Genomic DNA, 20,981 nt, shown 5'->3' on the forward strand with positions numbered 1-20,981 from the left:
GTCCTCTTTTTCATTATTTATTCTGATAGACTCTTACGTAATCTATATAATACTTCTGTGGAAAGATGCTGTCATCAATCCCTTCTTTACCACCCCAAAAACCACCTATAGCCAGATTTAAAATGATAAAATACGGCTGGTCAAAAGGCCATGCATCATAGGTTTTTTCTTTATTTTCATAGGTAAAGAATTTATGATCATCAATATAAACATCAATTTTCTCCGGTGTCCAGTCAGCTTTATAGATATGAAACTTTTCACTCACATCTTTTACCCGTAACGTATCTGTTTTCTGTGTTCCCTGAATATGATTGTATTTTTTGGTATGAACCGAAGCGTGAATATATCCCTGATGATATCCAACATGTTCCATAATGTCCAGTTCCCCATCATCCGGCCATTTTTTCATCCCCTCACTCATCATCCAGATAGCGGGCCAGGTTCCGCGGCCTTTTGGAAGTTTTGCTCTTACCTCAACGGTACCGTATTGGAATGAGAACTTTCCTTTGGTTAGAAGTCTTGCGGAAGTATATTTATTCTTTTCCCAACTTTCTTTTTTAGCTTCAATCACAAGATTTCCGTTTTCCATTCGGGCATTTTCAATCCTGTTTTTTGTGTAAAACTGAGCTTCATTATTTCCATAGCCATCTCCACCTGCATCATAATTCCATTTCAATGAGTCCGGCAGGCCTTTTCCGTTAAATTCATCACTCCATATCAGCGTTCTTTGAGAATTCGGCTGCGAAGCACAACTTAAAATAAAGAACAATGTACCTGCAGCACATATTGGGGCTATATTTTTAGTTTTGAATTTCATATGTATTAGATTTTGACTGAAATCAACATTATTGAATCTATTTTGCCCAGTTAATTCTTTTCATCTGTACATTCTGAGAATTCGTTCCTATCATAATATCGAATTCTCCTCCTTCCCAGTCAAAATTCAGTTCGTCATCAAAAAATTTCAGGTCTTCCGGTGTCAGCTTAAAATCAACCTTCTTACTTTCTCCTTTTTTAATGAATATTTTCTGAAACCCTTTCAGCTCTTTCACCGGCCTTACCACTTTCCCGAAAAGATCTCTGATATAAAGCTGTACCACTTCTTCTCCATCATATTTTCCTGTATTGGAAACAGTAACATTGATGTTCAATGTTTGATTTCCGGTAAGGTTTACTGAACTTAAAACCATATCTGAATATTTAAAATCAGTATAGCTCAAGCCATATCCAAACGGAAATTTAGGATCGTTATCAAGATCAATATATGCGGAGACATAATTTCTGTCTGTATTATTTTTGGCCGGTCTTCCCGTATTATAGTGATTGTAATAAATAGGGATCTGTCCTTCTGTTCTTGGGAAACTCATAGGCAGTTTTCCCCCGGGGTTTACTGTTCCGAAGAGAACATCCGCAATAGAATTTCCAGCTTCCGTTCCCAGCCACCATGTGTACATAATTGCCGGAATATTATCTGCCGCCCAGTTAAAGATCAAAGGTCTTCCTGCATTAATCATTAAGACAACAGGCTTTCCTGTTTTGACAATTTCTTTCAGCAGATCTTCCTGAACTCCGGAAAAACCGATATTACTTCTACTTTTTGCTTCTCCGCTCATGGCATGACCTTCGCCAAGTGTCATAATGACAACATCCGCTTTTTTTGCTGTTTCTACTGCTTCAGCAAATAAGGTCTTATCCTGATCATCTACATTGCAGCCTTTGGCATATAATAGTGTTGAATTTTTATCGAGTTGATTTTTAATTCCGTCAAATTGTGAAATGATTCTTTGATTGTCATCTTTAAATGCAACAGACCAGAATCCGTGGTTGGCAGTGGTTTCTTTTCCAAAAGGTCCAATAAGAGCAACGGTCTTTACATTCTTTGAAAGAGGAAGAATATTTCCTTTATTTTTAAGCAGAACAATACTTTTTGATCCGAATTCTCTTCCGAATTTTCTATTTTCCAGATTATCGGTTTGTTCTTTCTGTCTTTTTTCATTGCTGAAACGATAAGGATCATCAAAAAGTCCCATTTCGAATTTTTTGGTTAAGATTCTTCCTGCAGCATCATCTACCCACTTAATGTCTACTTTTCCTTCTTTAACCAGTTTCGGAAGTTCGGCCATATATACACGACTTTCCATATCCATATCACTTCCTCCGTGAATAGCTCTGTCAGCAGCTTCACCTGCATCTTTAGCATACCCGTGAGGAATCATTTCTCCGATACTTCCCCAATCTGAAACTACAAAACCTTTATAGTTCCACTTTCCTTTCAACAAATTTCTTTGTATATACTGATTGGCTGTTGCCGGAATTCCGTTGATATCGTTGAAAGAATTCATAAATGTGGCTACTCCTGCTTCTGCGGCAGCTTTAAAGGGGGGAAGATAGGTTTCGTTCAGCTGTCTCAGACTCATATCTACCGAGTTGTAATCTCTTCCTCCCACCGCAGCTCCATATGCTGCAAAATGTTTCGCGCAGGCCATTACCGCATCAAGACTTCCCAAACCTTTACCTTGAAATCCTTTGATTCTGGCTAGGCCTATCTGAGTTCCCAGATAGGTATCTTCACCGGAACCTTCCATTACTCTGCCCCATCTCGGATCTCTGGCAATATCTACCATTGGGGCAAATGTCCAGTGAATGCCATATGCCGAAGCTTCTGTGGCGGCAATTCTCTCTGATCTTTCTATCATGCCAAGATCCCAGCTTGCTGCCTGTCCCAGATTTACGGGAAAAGTAGTACGATATCCATGGATAACATCCTGCCCGAAAAGCAAAGGAATTTTCAATCTCGACTGCATTGCCAGCTTCTGGAAGGATTTTGTTTCCTGAGAACCGGCTACATTCAGCATAGAACCTACATTTCCTTTTTTAATTTCTTCCAAAACCGTGGCTGAATTAGAATTCTGAGGTCCTGTAGCATATTCAAATCCACTGTACTGCACCATTTGCCCTACTTTTTCTTCAAGCGTCATTTTAGAAAGCAGTTCTGCCACTTTCTGATCTACGTTTTTTTGTCCGTAAACACCTATTCCTAGGGTGGAACATGCCAGTAAAAAATATACTCTTTTCATGATATTAAATTAAAAAATGTAAGTTGCTGCCGATTGTCCGGAAATTGTTACTGCAATGGTTTTGCCAGCAAATTTAATATTAAAATTCTCATCTGCTTTATTGTCATTCTGAACAATTAAAACTATTTTCCCAAATTGAGTCATAAAAGCGACAGTTGAGAGATGTTCTGTTTGTGTTGAAGCAATTCGCTGAGACCCTGCCGGAACAAACTTTGAAGCATGAGCAATAATATAGTAAGACACGTTTCTCGTGAAATTCTCACTATCAGAAACCGTTATTGCACCTTTACATTCTGTACATCCGCCGTCTGTGTGAGGGCCGTACTTAGAATCATTAGCAAGGTTCCATTCCAAAGCATTTTTACTCCAGTTTCTCATAGAACCGATGATTACATTTTTTGTATGCCAGTTGAGGTCTTCATTAAAAGTTCCTTTTGAACCTGTCCATTGCTCGGTAAAGTAGAGATTCTTCTCCGGGAATGCATTGTGAACTGTACTTAATGCAGAAATATCACCTTCATACAAATGAAAAGCCGATCCGTCTATATATTGGCGGGCCTCAGGATCTTTAAGAATATTTATAGCATATTCGGGTTTATTGCAGTTGTGATCATATACAACAATCTTAGTCTTGATATTATTTGCTTTAAAAGCCGGTCCTAAATGGTTTTTAATAAAATCACCCTGTTTTTCGGAAGGCATATACAAGCTGGGATTATTTCCGGGATGTAAAGGTTCATTCTGAGGAGTCACTGCATCAATAACAATACCTTCTTTTTTCATTCCCTGGATATATTTCACAAAATAGTCGGCATATGTTTCATAAAATTCGGGTTTTAAACTTCCTCCTTTTGATTTTCCGTTGTCTTTCATCCAAACCGGAGCGGACCACGGTGCTGCAATGATTCTGATATTGGGATTAATAGCCAAAATCTCTTTCAACATGCCAATTAGGGCTTTATCTTTTTCAAGACTGAATTTTGAAAGTGAAGCATCAGTCTGTCCTTCCGGGAGATCATCATATGAGAATACTTCCCCGTCAAGATCGGAAGCACCGATACTCAATCTTAAATAGCTGATTGAGATTGAATTCTTCCCGCTTCCGAAAAGTTCATTGAGTAAAGCTTTTCTTTTGGGAGCTGATAAGCGGTTAATCACCTCAACACTTCCTCCTGTCAGTGTATATCCGAAACCATCAACATATTGAAACTTTTGAGAATCATCAATTTCAATATTCTGAAAGTTGTTGGATGTGTTTACAAATCTGATGGGATGCTGAAGCTGTAGTTTTATGCTTTCATCTCCTTTAGTAAGCCAATATTGAACATCCTTTCCCCTATTCTCAGTAACAGATGTACAAGATAAAGGAAAAAGTACCACACCGCTAAGCAGTGCGATACCTTTAAAGAAACTATATAAGTTGTGAAACTTCATATGTTAATAGCCTGGGTTTTGATGCAGGGCTGTATTAGGCAATTCATTAAACGGAATCGGTAAAATTTCATTTTTACCTGCCATAAATCCTTTGAAAGCCAGTTTTGAAGGAGCGTCTCCCCATCTTACAAGGTCAAACCATCTGTGTCCTTCTCCTGCAAGCTCTCGCCTTCTCTCATCTTTAATCGCCTGTATGGAAACAGGGACAGATGCTAAACCTACTCTTGCTCTTACAGCATCCAACAACGCCTGAGCTCTTCCTCCTGCTCCTCCTAATGCTTCTGCTTCCATCAGATAGGTATCTGCCAGTCTTATTGCAATGTAATTCTGTCTGAAATTCAGTTCCGGCGGACCAGGGAGTGAGCTTTTTAAGCTATTTGTTGGTAAGTATTTGTTAAGAAAATATCCTGTATCAGCAAACGCAGGACTATAAGAAACTTTACCTTCTGCCACCCATTTCTTTGCATTAAAAACAGTTGCATCTAATCTCGGATCTCCCTGCATAAAATTAACCAGATCTTCCGTTACCGTATTGAACGCCCATCCTGAATAGATATCCGGAGCGTTATTATTAGGAACATCTTTTAAGGAATAAGAACGCGGACAAATCATTACATTGATAGAGTTTCCCTCGTCTTTTCCCTGCCCCCAGAAACCCCAATCGGAGTTTCCTTTGTTGGTATGCATAACTTCCAGAATTGATTCTGTTGAAAATTTATATGGATCTGCTGTTTCTGGGCCTACTTTAAATAGGTCTGCGTAATTGGCCACCAGTTTATATCCATACTGACTGGTTCCTCCGGGAGCTCCGTTTACTTCTGCAAACTGGGCGGCCGCTTCAGTCATTTTTTTATCATAGAGATAAATTTTCCCCAATATGGCTCTTGCTGTTCCTTGTGTAACACGGCCTTTGTCATTACCACTTGCTGTCATCATTAAATCCGGTAATGCAGCCTTAATGTCATTTTCTATCTGAGTATAAACTTCGGTTGATTTTGCCTGCGGTATATTCCAGTAGTTATCATCAAATTTTATTGTTTTGAGAATCAAAGGAATGTTTCCGAACATTCTTAAAAGTTCAAAATAATATAAAGACCTAAGTACCTTGGCTTCTGCGATATACCTTTTTTTAACATCTTCGCTCATGGTAGCTCCGGGAACTCTTTCTATTACAAGATTGGCACGTGCAATTCCCTGATAATAATCTCTCCAATAGCTTGCAGGCATGGTATTGGGATTAATCATATAATTATTGATTCCCTGGATTCCGGCACCATCGCTAGAGTTTCCTCCACCGGAATAGAAATCGTCAGATCCTGCATTAAAAAAGGTAACCATATTTTCGAAACCTCCGGAATATTTTCTTAAAACATCATATACGGAAACCAGTGCACTGAAAGACTGCTGTTCATTCTGAAAATATAGATCGGTATTAAAAGAACCTGAATTCTGTACTTCATCCAGATATGAACCGCTGCAAGCTACATTGCTAAAGCTTAAACCTGCTAATAATGTAATGGCCAGTCCTTTATATAAAAAACTTCTGTTATTTTTCATTTTGGTAATTTTTAAAATTGGATATTAGCACCTATCAGGAAAGTTCTGGCTTGCGGATAGTATGCTCTGTCTACACCTATGATGTCTTGCTCTGAATTATTTCTTCCGGCGATTTCCGGATCGTAGCCTGTATATTTTGTGATGGTAAAGATATTTTCTCCTGTTATATATAATCTTACTTTACTCATTCCGAAACGTTTTGTAACATCCTGAGGAATGGTGTATCCTAACTGAACAATTTTCAGACGGATATAATCACCATTCTGAAGATAATAGTTTGACATCCATGAATAGTTATGATTAGGATCATTACGTGTAATTCTCGGATTATCATTAGTAGAGCCTTCGCCAGTCCAACGATCTAAAATTCTTGTCTGATAATTGGCATCAAGAAGGTCCAATCTTCTCAATCCCTGGAAGATCTTATTACCACCCTGCCCTTGGGCAAACAACATCATATCGAAATTTTTATAATTCAGGTTAACTGTAAGCCCGAAAGTATATTTAGGTACAGAGCTTCCTAAATTCACTTTATCATTGTCATCAATTTTTCCATCCCCATTATTATCCTGCCAGATAAAATCTCCAGGCTTTGCGTTCGGTAATAATTTAACACCATTGGCATTTACGTAATTATCAATTTGTGCCTGATTCTGAAAAACACCGCTGTATGTCTGCCCGTAGAATGATCCGTAAGGCTGTCCCACGGCTACTCTGGAGACCGCACCCATAGTCTGGAAAGAAGCAAGATTAAAGTATTCAATATCATCTTCCAGTCGTAAAACCTTGTTTCTAATCGTCGCAAAATTTCCGTTAACCGATATACTGAAGTCTTCCCAATTCTTTTTATAGCCTAGCTCAAGCTCCAATCCGGTGTTTTCCATATCACCTACATTCGCCCAAGGTAAGTTAGGAACTCCTACATAACCGGGAATATTAATTTGTCTAAGAATGTCGGATGTTTTCTTTTTGTACCAATCCGCCGTTAAAGTGAAATTATTAAATAATTTTAGATCTGCGGCAATATTCAGCTGGCTGGTTTCTTCCCATTTCAGATTAGGGTTTTCCAGGGTACTTGGAGCATATCCGATAATAATATTATTTCCGGAATTGGTATAGTTGCTTCCTGAAACCATAAAACTGGCAAATCTGAAATTATCCATCTCATCATTTCCTAAAACACCATATCCTCCTCTCAATTTTAAGTTATTGACCACTTTATTTTCCGGCCAGAAGTTTTCTTTATGAACGTTCCATCCTAAAGACATGGAAGGGAAAGTTCCCCAGTGCTGATTGGTTGCAAATTTCGAAGAGCCGTCTCTACGAATAGTTCCTGTAAATAAATATTTATCTGCATAGTCATAGATTATTCTACCAAAATAAGATGCTTTACGGGTTTGAATACCATCCCATCCTGTTGCAGTAATATCATCCTGAGGAATATTAAAATTGAAAGAAGCATCCTGCCAGTTCACAATAGGAAGATTACTATAGGTAAGGCTGGTACCTCCGGCAATATTATACCGGTAAACACCCTGTCCTACCAATACACTTAAATTGTGGTCTCCAAATTTATTCTGATAGGTCAGCGTATTTTCCATACTCCATTCGAATTTATTTTCGTCTACTTTATTCAGGCTGTTGAAGCTGGTATTATTGAAATTAGGACTTAAATAGTATTTCGGAGTGAAGGCACGGCTTCCCCAATATGATTTTTTCCCGTTTAAGCTTGTTTTGAAAGTAAAATTTTTAAGAAACTTCAGCTCAGCAAAAACGTTTCCTACAAAATCATCAGACCAGTTGTAATTTCCCTGCTGAATGTGGCGGAAAGCTTGCGGATTGGTCATTTCATTGTTTACATAACGCGAAATCCCATACGGATTACCATAAGAATCACGAATAATATACGGATTGGTGTAACCACTCGGATCTACCATAGACCAGTCTGTTACTACTACCGGAGTGGTAGGATCCAAATTCACTGCAGAAGCCAGAGGGCCTCCGAACTCTTCATTGGCACTTACTCCCTGAGACTTGGTATGAGTATAAGCAAAAGTCTGTCCTAAGGTTAAATAATCTGTTACTTTATGGGTAGAGTTAAACCTGGCATTAATTCTTTTGTAATAGGAAATATCAGTCATTACGATACCAGTCTGGTCAAAATAGCCAAAAGATGTGTAATAGGTAGATTTATCATTACCTCCTGTGATGCTTACTTCATGAGATGATTTTTCGCCTGTCCCGAAAATAGCATCCTGCCAATCTGTTCCTTTTCCGAGTGCTTCCGGATTTGAAAACCTCGGTGTACCGCCATCATTTACAAATCCTTCATTAATAATTTTGGCATATTGTGTAGCATCTAAAAGATCTAATTTTTTAGAGGCATTGGAAAATCCATAAAACCCATTATAAGAAAGGGTAAGCTTTCCTTTTTTTCCTTTTTTGGTTGTAACCAGGATTACTCCTTTTGCAGCGGAAACCCCATAGATCGCAGATGATGCTCCATCTTTCAGTACTTCTATGCTTTCTATATCAGACTGGTTAAGCCATCCGATATTATCTACCACGATACCATCCACCACCCATAGAGGGCTGTTACTTCCTGCCCCGAAACTGGTGATCCCTCTTACACGTACCGTTGCAGCCGCTCCGGGCTGTCCGGAATTGGTAACCACAGAAACCCCTGCAGCCCTTCCCTGTAATACCTGCTCCGGTTTACCAGACGGAATGTTTTCTATATCGCTGGCTTTAATACTGGCGATAGCTCCCGTCACATTACTCTTTTTCTGAGTTCCATAACCGATGACTATAACTTCGTCTATTTTGTTTTCTTTAGAAAGCGTGTCCTTCTTTGTCTGGGCACTGAAATTTGCCGTAAAATAGAGAACGGCAACCATTCCTAAGCTTCTTGATATTCTTACATTCATATACAGTTATTGTTTAATTCTCAAATTGAGACAATAAAAATATATTTTTTTTCAATTAATTAACATTATATTCATAAGTATTTTAATTTTTCTTTTATTTTTGAGGGTTAGAAGCCTTATCTTCGCGTTAATATTTCATAAAAATTTAAAAAAAATCAATAAAATCATTCCCCAAAATGACGCTTCAACTTTCCAGAATTTCACTTCCATTAAAACTTACTTTTCTTATTTTCTCAATGGTATTGAACTGCATGGGACTTATTATTCTTCAGCTTGCCGATGAAAAAATCACCTATGGAGAACTTGGATTTCTTGAGTCTTTTAAAGATTTGCCCATAGCTTTTATTTCTTTATTTGCTGTAGGCTTCATTAATAAAACAGGCACAAAAAAAGCATTGATTGCTGCATTGACAATTGTGGGGTTCTGTTCCTGTCTTCTTCCCTTTATAGAGGTTTTCTGGTTTTATAAATTATGGTTTGCCATTATCGGAGCCTGTTTTGCTTTAGGTAAAATCTGTGTTTTCGGGATCATAAGGAATAATATTTCAGATGAAAAATCGCTGGCTAAAACAATGAATAATGTGGAAGCTTCTTTTATGATCGGGATCTTTGTTGTCAATACCGGATTTGGATGGCTGATCTCAAGCCGGTTTTCTGAGTTCTGGAAATTCGGTTTCTTGCTGATTGCCGTTTTATCTGCTGTTACCATCTTTCTTCTTTCAAAAATAAATATTTCCGAAGCCAAGCCGCTGGAAAACAAAAGTGTGTTCTCGGAACTGTCAGTCTTCACAACACCTTCTGTAGCTTTATTTCTGGGGGTTGTATTTTTTATCGTTTTTGTAGAGCAGGGATTCAATTCCTGGCTTCCTTCTTTTTACAAAAACCATCTGAAAGTCAATTCATTCTTTGCTCTTCAGGCTACCTCATTTCTTTCTCTGTTTTCGTATGCTGGAAGAACCGTTACCGCTAATATTATCAGAAGATTTTCGCTGCCGGGATATTATATTTCATGTATGACACTCATTATTGCTGTACTGGTGATGATTGTAGGGATACAGTATTTTGATTCCGAAGATTCAAAATTGCTGCTTTTTTTGTTTCCGGTGATAGGATTATTTCTATCACCACTCTATCCTGTAATCAATTCAAGGATGATTGCTCAGGTTGATAAAGAAAAAGTGAATTTATTTACTTCACTGATCGTTATTTTCTCTTCCTTAGGCAGTTCCGTCAGCTCCATTATCATGGCAATACTGTTTGGAAAGCAATTATTAAGTTTCTACCCGTTATATATTTTATCTTGTGTAATTCTTCTTTTTGGGATTAGTTTGGTGTATTTTAGCATAACAAAAAGGAAAATCTAGAAAATAGTTTTATTTTTACTGCCATGAAAATCAAAGACACAAAAAGCAAAGAAACACTTCGGGAACTCATCGATACTAAAGATTTTGTTGCCCATATCTCTGTTGACTGCACCATATTCGGCTTTCACAATAATATTCTGAAAGTACTGCTTTTAAAGTATCATGATCTGGACCTGTGGTCCCTTCCGGGTGGTTTTGTTTTTAATGATGAAGATTTAAGGGAAGCCGCGGAAAGGGTTTTGTTTGAAAGGACTCACCTTAAAGGATTATTTCTGAAACAGTTTCATACGTTTGGAAGAATAGACCGTACGGAAAACAATGTTCATCAGATTCTTCTTAAAAATAAAGGAATTGAGGTACCCGGAGATCACTGGATATTTCAGAGATTTGTTACGGTAGGTTACTGCAGTCTTATTGATTTTTCAATGGCTAATACTTTCCCGGATGCTTTCAATGAGAGCTGTGAATGGTTTGAAGTCAGTAAATTACCTAAGATGGCCTTTGATCATGACAGAATCATAGAAACCGGCCTTGAATATTTGCGAATGAATATCAATACGGAGGTGGCTGCCAGCAATTTACTTCCTGAAAAATTCACTATGAAAGATCTTCAGGCTCTTTATGAAACTATTTTGGGACAAAAGTTCAGGAGAAATAATTTTCAGCGTAAAATCTTAAGTCTGAATATTCTTGACAGACTGGAAAAACTGTACGATGGCTCAGCTAATAAAGCACCTTACCTTTATAAATTTAAAACGGAGGTTCATAATTCTACCAATCAGTATCCTATATCTAATGATGAGGAGTCTTAAAAATACATTTTCAACACTAAATATAAATAAAATAGCGTTATACTTCTGAAAACCAACACGAATATAAGTTTTCAAAAAAATTTTTCAGACATCACGAAAAATGCTATTTTTAACAAAATCAAAAAATCATGTCATATTATCCTCTTACAAGCATCCCTGATTATTATGGAATTGATGCTTTACTTACTGAAGAACACAAACTGATCCGCCAATCTATCAGAGATTGGGTAGAAAGTTTTGTAATGCCGCAGATTGACCAGGCAGCTCAAAATCATACAGATCTTCCTGGCCTTATGAGAGAACTGGGGAAAATCGGGGCATTAGGCCCGTATATCCCGGTTGAGTATGGCGGTTCCGGATTAGACCAGATTTCTTATGGTCTTATCATGCAGGAATTGGAAAGAGGAGATTCTGCAGTACGTTCTGCTGCTTCGGTACAGAGCTCTTTGGTGATGTTCCCGATTAATGAATTCGGTTCTGAGGAACAGAAAAAGAAATACCTTCCTAAGCTGGCTTCAGGAGAAATGATAGGATCTTTTGGATTAACTGAACCTAACCATGGTTCTGATCCCGGTTCTATGGAAACCTATTTTAAAGACATGGGAGATCATTATCTTTTAAACGGTGCCAAAATGTGGATCACCAACTCTCCTCTTTGCGATATCGCTGTGGTATGGGCAAAAAATGAGGAAGGAAAGGTACAGGGACTTATTGTTGAAAGAGGAATGGAAGGCTTCACTACTCCGGAAACTCATAATAAATGGAGCTTAAGAGCTTCAAAAACCGGAGAACTGGTATTCAATGATGTAAAAGTTCCGAAAGAAAATCTTCTTCCGGGAGTAACAGGGCTGAAAGGACCTTTATCTTGTCTGAATTCTGCAAGATATGGAATTTCATGGGGAGTAATTGGTGCGGCCATTGACTGCTACTGCACTGCTGTTCAGTATTCTAAAGAAAGAAAACAGTTTGGTAAACCGATTGGTTCTTATCAGCTTCAACAGAAAAAATTAGCTGAATTCGTAACAGAGATCACTAAAGCTCAGTTATTATGCCTTCAGTTAGGGAATCTTAAAAACGAGCATAAAGCAACTCCTGCCCAGATCTCCATGGCTAAGCGTAACAACGTGAAAATGGCTATTGATATTGCAAGAGAATCCAGACAGATCCTAGGAGGTATGGGAATTATGGGAGAGTTTCCGATGATGAGACATGCTGCTAATTTAGAATCTGTAATTACTTATGAGGGAACTCATGATGTTCATTTGTTAATTACAGGTTTAGATATTACAGGAATCAACGCTTTCTAAGAAAAGACAAAAACCATATAGAAAAAGAGTCTGGCCGAATGGCCAGACTCTTTTATTTTACTCACTTTACAGAGAATTGATATTCAGTGAATAATTATTGATGTCTCAATATTTTAATTAATTTATTAAAACTATTACCTTAATAGCACAAAAAATACATCAATATGAGAAAAATTACAACTTTTTTATTAAGCCTTACAGCTCCTTTCTATTTTGCCCAACAGGCAGGTGACGTTGTAAGTGCCGAACAGAAACTGGATTTAACACCACAAGGAGTTGTTAATTTTATTGCCAGCAGCCTTGGTGATCAGAACGCTCCGGACTTTGCGAGCTATCTTAACAGCTTTAATGTCGGTTTAAAAGGTTATAAGATCACTTATTACACCAAAAATGAAAATAATGTTCTGGTAAAAGCTACAGGCCTTCTCATGTATCCTAATGTAGGATTCAGGCTCTCCACAGTGGTATCAGATCATGGAACTACGGATAGCAGAAATAATGTTCCTTCCAATCTTAAAGGGGCTTTAACTGCAGGATTTGTAGTGGAATTATCTTATGTTCTTAACGGCTATATTTTAATGGCCCCTGATTATGTTGGGATGGGAACAGGAGATGGTGTTCATCCTTATGTAGACTATGCCACCGAAGCAGGTGCTACTATAGATTTTATTACAGCAGCCAACAAAGTATTAGCACAGCTAGGAATACAACGCTATGATGAATATTTTCTGGCAGGTTATTCACAAGGAGCACATGCAGCTATGTCAACCTTAAAAAGACTGAGCATTTCCAATCCCGGTAATATTAAATTCAAATATGCCTATATGGGTGACGGCCCTTATGATTTCTCGGGAGTTACATTAAATAAGGGCGTTCTGGAAAAGGACATCTACCCTTTTACTTCTTTCCTGGCCAATGTTCTTCATACCTGCAACAATACGGGATATAAAACATACAATAATGATATTTCAGAGGTTATTTCCACGGAATATCTGGATAAGTATAACTATCATGTTGTTCAGGATAACGGAGGACTTTTATGGGGACCCGTGATCTGGAGAAAACTTTTTACCACGAGCTTTGTTAATGACGTCACCAATAATCCCAATAATAAGCTGAGACAGTGCATGAAACCTAAGGATGTGTATGACTGGTACAACAAAACTCCTATGACATTGGGCCATTCTACTGTAGATCTTGCCATACCACCGGAAAACACTTCAAAAACCATCGATGTTCAGCGTGGATATTATGCATGGTGGGATTTAAACAAATATAAGCTGGATTCTTTCTACTGGGGCCCAATTGGCCACGTAGGCGGAATTTTACCATTCACTCTGGCATCCAATGCAAAGTTCAACACCTTAAGAAGCGGTGGATTTCTTAACGAATGGGCCATTGCAGGATCAATCTTTGGTAAACAGTCCAAAGAAAGATCACAGGAAGAGCCATCTTTGCTTTCTTCTCAGATAAAACCGGATCTTGGAAATATGCAGCTTGTTGAAATTACCGATTTCAATAAAGAGAAAGCTCAAAGTAAAATAGCTAATGACAGAAGCCTATTCAATTTAAAAGATGGAGTTTATCTGCTGAAAGTAACGGAAAACAATGAAAGCAAGATCATTCCATATATTAAAAATACTCCTAAGGAAGTTGCTCAAAACGAAATTATACAGTCCGAAAATAATTCCATTTTACAGCTAAAGGTTAATCAGGAAGAACTTTCTGTTATCTATATTTTTGATGAAGATAAAACACTTATCAAAAGTATTTCCCAGAAACAATACCGGGAAGCCGGCGGTATCAGTTTACAGGATATGGAGAATAAAAACTATATTTTTGAAGTGGTGACCCCTTATTATAATCTTCAATTCAATAAAGCTATCGGAAATATCTCATCTTCAGAAAACAGCATTGATATATTTGCTCAAAAATACCAGATCGTTGCAAAATCTGGTCAAGGTATTAAAAGCATTAGTATTTATAACATTTCCGGCTCTTTGATTGTCCAGCAGGAAGTTAATAATTCTCAGTTTGAATCCAGAACTCTGGAACCAGGAATGTATGTTGTACAAGCTGCACTTTCCAATGGAAAAATCATTAATAAAAAAGTAAAACTTTAGAATCAATCACTCTTCTATATCTCATTTCAAGTTAATTTTAGCACTTCAGCAATGAAGTGCTTTTTTACAACAGCAAAAGGCAAATGCTGATAAATAAACACTTGACAGAATAATCATTATGCCAAATTATTTAAATTTCGCTTTAAATAAAGAAATCATAACAGGGCTTAGAATTTAAAGCCGATACTCAGATAGATTCTGGAAAAATCAAGCTGGCTGTTTCTTGAAACATTAAGACTGATAGGACCTATCAGAGATTCATATCCCAGATTCACTCCATAACCGAACATATCAAAGCTATCATTGAAAGGAGAGAATTCCTCACTTACTTTACCATAGCTGAATGAAGGTGTAAGGTAAAGCCTTTTCATAATTCTGTATTGAAGAGAAACTGACGTTTTCGCAACAGAAGTCATTGGAAGTTCTTTTTGTCGAAGACCATTGAATTCAGGGCTTAACAGATCGTAATTATATTCGCTGCCTCCTAAATTATACTTCTGATTCAGGAAAAGATAAGGAACCCTCCCTTCTTTCTTTGAGCCAAAGCTTGTCCCAAGAAAAAGATTCACCTTGGCTGTAAGCCTTCTGGTAATAGGATGGGCAAAATTTTCATTCAATGTAAAAGAAACCAGATTCTTAGGCTCATAATAATAAGAATCCTTAGGGTTTAATATAGGATATAAAAGAGGTTGTACGGTTTCAAGATCATATAATTGATAACGATCTCCATAATAGAATCTTGTGCTCACCTGAAGATGGTTCCCTTTGGTAAAAAAATATCTTTTATTGAGATTGTTCTGCTCGAACTTCAGAAACGTATTGAAATTACTGTGGTTATAAAGCTTTTTGCTATAATTATCAATTTTTGCCTGATCCACTTTATCCAGCAAACTGTACATTCTCTCCGTACTGAACTCTGTTCCAAGCGACAGATAAGCATTCGGACTTACATTATAGTTCAAAGCAAGCTTTCCGGTAATATTTCTGTACATATGGTTAGGAAAACTGTCACTGCCATCACCAGTTACATCATACAATCTGAAATTCAAGTCATTACTTTTAAGATGAATCATTTTGGCTTCAAGATCCAGCCAAAAACGTTCTCCGCTGTCTAAAAATTGCTGATAGGCCAATTTCGCTTTAAAACGTTCCGAGATATCCACCGTTGCCAGAAATCTGGATCTGTTTATAAGAATATTTCTGTAAGTATAGTTAACAATAATCCCTACTGATTGCTCTGTATCATAATGTAAAGCAAGCTTAAAGGCTCCTTTTTTCGCTCTTTTTACAAAGATATTCATCACAAGCCCGTCTCCGGCATTAGTGTACGTATAATACACCTTTACATACTGTCTCATACCGAAAACCCTGTCAATAGATTCATTTACGGTTTTTACATCATAATATTTTCCTTCCACCAGCCCCATCTGCCTTTTAATAACTTCGATCTCTGCGGAATCTTTAAGTGGTGTGCCGTCTTCTTCATTGTAAGTAAACCGCGTAGTAGGCAGCTTTACTTCTTCAATCATCTCATGTTCATATTTGATTCCCAGTTTACGCTGGGTTTCTGCCAGGGCAATAAATTCGGGAAGATGTTTTCTTGCTTCCATTTCTCCAATTTTAATGATCCTTCTGAATTTGGCAAAATCTTTTGTAGTGATTTCTCCCAGGGGATCTACAAAGTCGACAAGGATATTGGAAAGTTCTTTCTGGTGCTTAAAATCTTCTACAGAGCGAATTGCGTGAGTCTGATAGATCATCTTCATCGGGTTTTCAATTTCTTTTTTTGTAAAAAGTCTGAAACCGGTATAGCCTCCAATTACAAAATCTGCACCCATTTCACGAACTTCGTTGGCAGGATAATTGCGGTCTAAACCACCATCAACGAGAAGCTTTCCATCAATATAAACAGGGGCAAAAGCTGCAGGAATCGCCAGTGTAGCCCGTATTGCCAATGGTAAAGAACCTTCCTTCTGCATTACTAACCCTCCGTTCTCAATGTCGGAAGAGGTCAACTCAACAGGAATTCTTAGCTTACTGAAGTCATTAATATGTTTTGCATTGAATGTAAGTGTATTAAGAACCTCTCCCATGTATTGTCCTTCGATATATGAGCTTGGAAGTGTAGGTACTCCTTTAACTACCGGAAACTCCAGAATATATTTGTCGTACTCATCTTTTTCACTGATATTGACTTTATTGTATGGAATTTTGTTGCTAAGAATTCTGTTCCAGTCTACTTTATAAATCGTACGTTTCAGCTGATCCGCATTGTATCCCATCGCATATAAACCACCTAAAATTCCTCCCATGCTGGTTCCTGTGATATAATCTACTTTGATTCCCAATGAATCGATCATTTTCAAAATACCAATGTGGGCAAATCCCTTAGCACCGCCGCCACTGAGTGCAAGACCGAACTTGGTATCTCTGCTGACATTTTGAAGTGCCAAATTCAGGGAATCATTCTTCTGCTGAGATTTGATAATAAGAGAGAAAGCTATTGTGAAAAATATCAGGATCTTTTTCATGAGTAATTCTTAGTGTATCCGATTTAAACTTTAAAAGTTTTTATAAGGAGTAAAGATACACAAAAAAGTAACCTGCTTTTTGAGAGCCTTTTGAGAAGTAAATAAATGAAATCGGGAATGCAAATTAAAATAATTAAATCACTGATTTACAAACAACAAGATAATCATTTAATTAATATTAATTTTTTAATAAGCTTTTATAGTTTCTACAAAGTTAACATCCGGATTCAGAATTTCCTGGATCAGACTTTTAACAGACCGCATGGCATCATCAATATTTCCTTTGTCAAACTGCAAAGAAACCATTCCTTTCTTAGCATCTGCAAAGCTCCAGATTCCGGTTTCTATGGGGAACCCCCAGAATTCCGGAAGATGCTGTACCACATAATGGTAAATACAAAGCTGAAGAGCTTGTTTTCTATCGCTGTTGTGGAAATATTCAGCAACATTATCTTCATCGATTTTTACACTAAGATTTTTGATCTTTGCTGTTTTATAATCGATGATTCTTAAAGTTCCGTTCAGCTTATCAATTCTGTCAATAAATCCGAAAAACGAAATTTTATCATTACCGTCAAGGTAAAAATCAATATTTTCAAACTTTCTTTCTATATCTACAATTTCCAGTTTATTGCCTTGTTTGATTAATTCAAGATCATGATTGAGAATGTTTTCAATCACCTTTTTTGCAATGGCTTTGTGAATGTAATTCATTCCCTTTTCATAAAACTCAGGCTGATGTTTCAGCTTTTCAATAGCAATATTTATATAGTAATCTATTGCTTTAACTGAATCTTTCAAATCACTTTCCTTTAAAACCTTACCTTTAATTACCTCATATACTTCTTGAAGGGTATAATGTACAAGATTTCCATAATTTTTTACTGAAAGTTCTTCTTCAATTTCATCCGTTTCAGAAGTATTCAGAATCTTGGATAAGTAAAAGTCTATCGGGTTATACAGGTAGCTGGTAAGGTGCGAAGCAGATACTTTTTCTTTCCATTTCTGTAGTCTTTCCTGAACGATCTGGGTCTTGGAAATTTCTATGGGCTGGGTAGTAATAGGCTCGGAAGAATTTTCAATAATCAAGTGTTCGATCTGATGTGAGCTCTCCATTTCTATCTGGGTGATAAAGCGGCTTTTTTCACCTGTATTTACTCCGGAGCTCAATGCATTGTACAATAAATGCACATGTTGGGCATCCTGAATAAGTCTGTAGAAGTGATAGGCATAAATGCTGTCGTTTTCAAGAAAAGTATGGAGATCAAAAAACCTTCGGATATCAAAAGGAATATAAGTGTTCTGGGAGTTTCCCAGCGGAAGCTTCCCTTCATTTACAGAAAGCATGATAATATTCTCAAAATTAAGAAGACGGGTTTCCAGCAGCCCCATGATCTGTAATCCTCTTAAAGGCTCTCCCTGAAAGTCGATACTTTCAGAGTTGATATGCTGATTGATCAGAATCTCCAGTGTTTCCATGCTGATCTCAATATTATATGGAGTCAGCTGGTTTTTAATGATCCTGAATGCGTTTTCAAAATGGGAAACATTTTCGTATTGAATATCATCTATTTCCAGCCATTTTACCTGCTGACAGAAAGCGATGAGCATATCCAGATACATATGGGTATCCGGAGCCTTCTGAAGAAGGTTAAAATATGACAGTCCGCCTAACAGTTCATGCAGCAGCTTCCGGGAGATGTAAACAATATTCCTCTCTTCTACTTTCGCTTTAAAATCATTGATAATCTGTTCATCCTCCGCAGACTTGGGAAGTTCTTCAAGAATCGGGAAAATATCTCTGTAATAGTAAGACGATTTATTTTTTTCCAGCTGCTTCTGGAGATAGAAAAGACGTTTAACGGCATTGGAGAAAGACAGGTTCTTCAATGGAAAACCCATTGTAATATTCAAATTATCAACGCCATGCATTACATCCAGACTGGCAGGAAGAAGATTCTCATCCAGCAGTACTACTGCAGTATTGGAGTAGGTTTTATTATTGATTTCTTTAAAGATCTCCGGCAGCACTTTGGTCTGGGTTACATTTCCCGAAACTTCGTATACCTTGATCTTTTTAGGTTGGTTAAAATCATCCTCAATCCATTGAAAGGCTCTGTTATCATCAAATTCTTTCCATGTTTTATGATTTCTGAGAAACTTTCCTGCTTCCTGTCTTTCATCATCGAAGTAATAACGGTCTCCCTGAAAGAAACATTGCGCCTTATTCCATTGTAAGAGGCTTCTTACAAGCTTTTCTTCTACAGGGGTAAAGGCATTAAAACCACAGAATACAAACTGTTCCCGGGTATTTTTAGCAAAATCAGCAATTTCAGCTTTGGCCGTCTCGTGGATCATCCCTGAGGTAGCCCAGTTCTTTTCCTGTAATCTTTTTTTTAATTCCGGAAGAAATACATTCATATTCTGCCAGAAATTAAGGAATTTCTTTCTAGGAACATCATCATCCTCGCCAAGGTTCTGAGCCCATTCCTTGATCCTCTCCTCGTCAAACATATACTGTAATACAGCCTGGTCACTGTCTGAAAATTTAAGAATATCATCCCAGTCTTTTTGCAGTGTAGGAAACCACTTCAGAAAATCTGAAAAATTATCTCTGGGAATAAGATTCAGGCTTCTGTACACTTCAAATGAAAAAAGCCACAGCGGAATTCCCTGAATAGGCTGCTTATCGGCAATTTCATTAATAAGCTCTTCTATGGTGAAGAAGTTGGGAAGAAACCCTGAATAATGATTCTCCTCCAGAATCTGTCTTATGAATACAATGGGACGCTTTCCGGGCAGGATGATATTAAACGCAGAAAGGTCCTGGTTTTGCGCCAACAGTTCGTGGATGATCTTATTAAGGAATTTCAAGAGTCTTGATAGCTTTTTAAGTTGTCTAATTCTTGAGCAATAGCAGTATTATATTCTGCCTGCTTTTCTTTATTCATTCCATGGCGGGTATCCCTGTCATAGGCCGTCTGGAAGTTTTTATAATCGCTGGATATTCCGTTATAAATGGTTGTAAAATATTGATTATAATCCCCGGAATTTTTGATTTTTTCCGACACTGCTTTTCTGAGCTTTCTTACAAACAGTTCAGCAATATCAAAATGTTTCTGCTCGTGAAGCAGGATGTAATCATCAATTCTTTTTACATCCTTCCAGGATTTATCTTCGTTAAACAGAGCTTGTATTCTGATAGTAACCGGCGACTTCGGATTGGTAGATTTTATCACAGAATATTCCCAGCCACAGTGCGTATAAGCTGCTATATCAGGATTATTTTTATTGTTAACCGGACTTTTAAAGTTATCCCATACCAGTTTTTGCCCTTCCTTCCAGAAAATCTTCTGTCCGGACACTAAATGAGCTGCTAGAAAACATAATACAAAAACAATCCTCATTATTCCACCACAATTGTTTTGGTGATCCAGTTATTTCCTCCGTTCCAGAATTTGAATGTATAGGTTCCTTTTCTTTGCGGACTGAAATTGATCTGGTTAACTCCTACAAAATTTCCCTGAGTACAAGGTCCGTTTGTAATATATTTATAAGCTGTAACAGTTCTTTCCAGGTTATTGCTGTACACATAATCATAACCGTAAAAACCTTGACATTGGGAAGAATATGTGGAATAGGTTTTAATACGCTGGATTCCGAAAACATCCATTGTATCATTTACAATTTTTACGCTGTCTATTTTGATCTTACCTATGGATTCGATGGTCTCATAATCATTATCGTCATTACAGGAGACTGCAATTCCGCCCAATAGGAATACTGAAAATCCAATATTTAAAAGTTTTTTCATAACCTTTAATTTATGATTATTAATAAATAATTAGC

The 20,981-nt window shown here is 37.4% G+C and carries 13 protein-coding genes; 4 read left to right on the plus strand and 9 right to left on the minus strand.

All coding sequences use genetic code 11. From position 1 onward, the window contains the following. Positions 1 to 13 precede the first annotated feature (13 nt). Genes F3J23_RS11550 through F3J23_RS11570 form a run of 5 tightly spaced genes read right to left on the minus strand, consistent with a single transcriptional unit; the run spans position 14 to position 8,995 of the window. On the minus strand, positions 14 to 817 hold the full coding sequence (locus tag F3J23_RS11550) for a family 16 glycosylhydrolase (protein ID WP_167028685.1): 804 nt from the start codon (positions 815 to 817) through the stop codon (positions 14 to 16). Positions 818 to 854: 37 nt separating this feature from the next. Then, positions 855 to 3,077, minus strand: a complete 2,223-nt coding sequence (locus tag F3J23_RS11555; RefSeq protein ID WP_167028688.1) for a glycoside hydrolase family 3 N-terminal domain-containing protein — start codon at positions 3,075 to 3,077, stop codon at positions 855 to 857. Between the two features lie 9 nt (positions 3,078 to 3,086). After that, the gene (locus F3J23_RS11560; RefSeq protein WP_167028692.1) at positions 3,087 to 4,511 is read right to left on the minus strand and encodes a glycoside hydrolase family 30 protein; all 1,425 of its coding nucleotides are present in this window, start codon (positions 4,509 to 4,511) and stop codon (positions 3,087 to 3,089) included. Between the two features lie 3 nt (positions 4,512 to 4,514). Next, positions 4,515 to 6,068, minus strand: coding sequence for a RagB/SusD family nutrient uptake outer membrane protein (locus F3J23_RS11565; protein WP_167028695.1), 1,554 nt, complete (start codon positions 6,066 to 6,068; stop codon positions 4,515 to 4,517). An 11-nt stretch (positions 6,069 to 6,079) separates the two neighbouring features. Next, on the minus strand, positions 6,080 to 8,995 hold the full coding sequence (locus F3J23_RS11570; protein ID WP_167028697.1) for a SusC/RagA family TonB-linked outer membrane protein: 2,916 nt from the start codon (positions 8,993 to 8,995) through the stop codon (positions 6,080 to 6,082). A gap of 176 nt (positions 8,996 to 9,171) precedes the next feature. Between F3J23_RS11570 and F3J23_RS11575 the strand changes: the two genes are divergently transcribed. From F3J23_RS11575 to F3J23_RS11590, 4 genes are all read left to right on the plus strand, one after another. After that, positions 9,172 to 10,359: an MFS transporter gene (locus tag F3J23_RS11575; RefSeq protein WP_167028700.1), complete on the plus strand. Its 1,188-nt coding sequence runs from the start codon at positions 9,172 to 9,174 to the stop codon at positions 10,357 to 10,359. A 23-nt stretch (positions 10,360 to 10,382) separates the two neighbouring features. Beyond that, positions 10,383 to 11,171 (plus strand): NUDIX hydrolase, encoded by a 789-nt coding sequence (locus F3J23_RS11580; protein ID WP_167028702.1) that lies wholly within the window; start codon positions 10,383 to 10,385, stop codon positions 11,169 to 11,171. A 128-nt stretch (positions 11,172 to 11,299) separates the two neighbouring features. Beyond that, entirely contained in the window at positions 11,300 to 12,478 is a 1,179-nt protein-coding gene (locus tag F3J23_RS11585; RefSeq protein ID WP_167028705.1) for an acyl-CoA dehydrogenase family protein, read from the plus strand. Positions 12,479 to 12,642: 164 nt separating this feature from the next. Then, a complete protein-coding gene (locus F3J23_RS11590; RefSeq protein ID WP_167028708.1) occupies positions 12,643 to 14,601 on the plus strand; it encodes a T9SS type A sorting domain-containing protein in 1,959 nt (652 codons plus the stop codon). Positions 14,602 to 14,768: 167 nt separating this feature from the next. Here the strand turns inward: F3J23_RS11590 and F3J23_RS11595 are convergent, their stop codons facing one another. The 4 genes from F3J23_RS11595 to F3J23_RS11610 form a co-directional block, all read right to left on the minus strand. Further along, entirely contained in the window at positions 14,769 to 17,132 is a 2,364-nt protein-coding gene (locus F3J23_RS11595; protein WP_167028711.1) for a patatin-like phospholipase family protein, read from the minus strand. A 186-nt stretch (positions 17,133 to 17,318) separates the two neighbouring features. Further along, positions 17,319 to 20,006, minus strand: coding sequence for a PD-(D/E)XK nuclease family protein (locus F3J23_RS11600; RefSeq protein WP_167028714.1), 2,688 nt, complete (start codon positions 20,004 to 20,006; stop codon positions 17,319 to 17,321). After that, complete coding sequence (locus tag F3J23_RS11605) at positions 20,003 to 20,539, minus strand: DUF922 domain-containing protein (protein ID WP_167028717.1); 537 nt, start codon at positions 20,537 to 20,539, stop codon at positions 20,003 to 20,005. Before F3J23_RS11605 ends, F3J23_RS11600 begins: the two co-directional genes overlap by 4 nt. Next, positions 20,539 to 20,946, minus strand: coding sequence for a hypothetical protein (locus tag F3J23_RS11610; protein WP_167028719.1), 408 nt, complete (start codon positions 20,944 to 20,946; stop codon positions 20,539 to 20,541). The genes F3J23_RS11605 and F3J23_RS11610 overlap by 1 nt, the downstream gene beginning before the upstream one ends. Positions 20,947 to 20,981: the final 35 nt, after the last annotated feature.

Source organism: Chryseobacterium sp. Tr-659, from assembly GCF_011752975.1.
Taxonomy (GTDB): domain Bacteria; phylum Bacteroidota; class Bacteroidia; order Flavobacteriales; family Weeksellaceae; genus Chryseobacterium.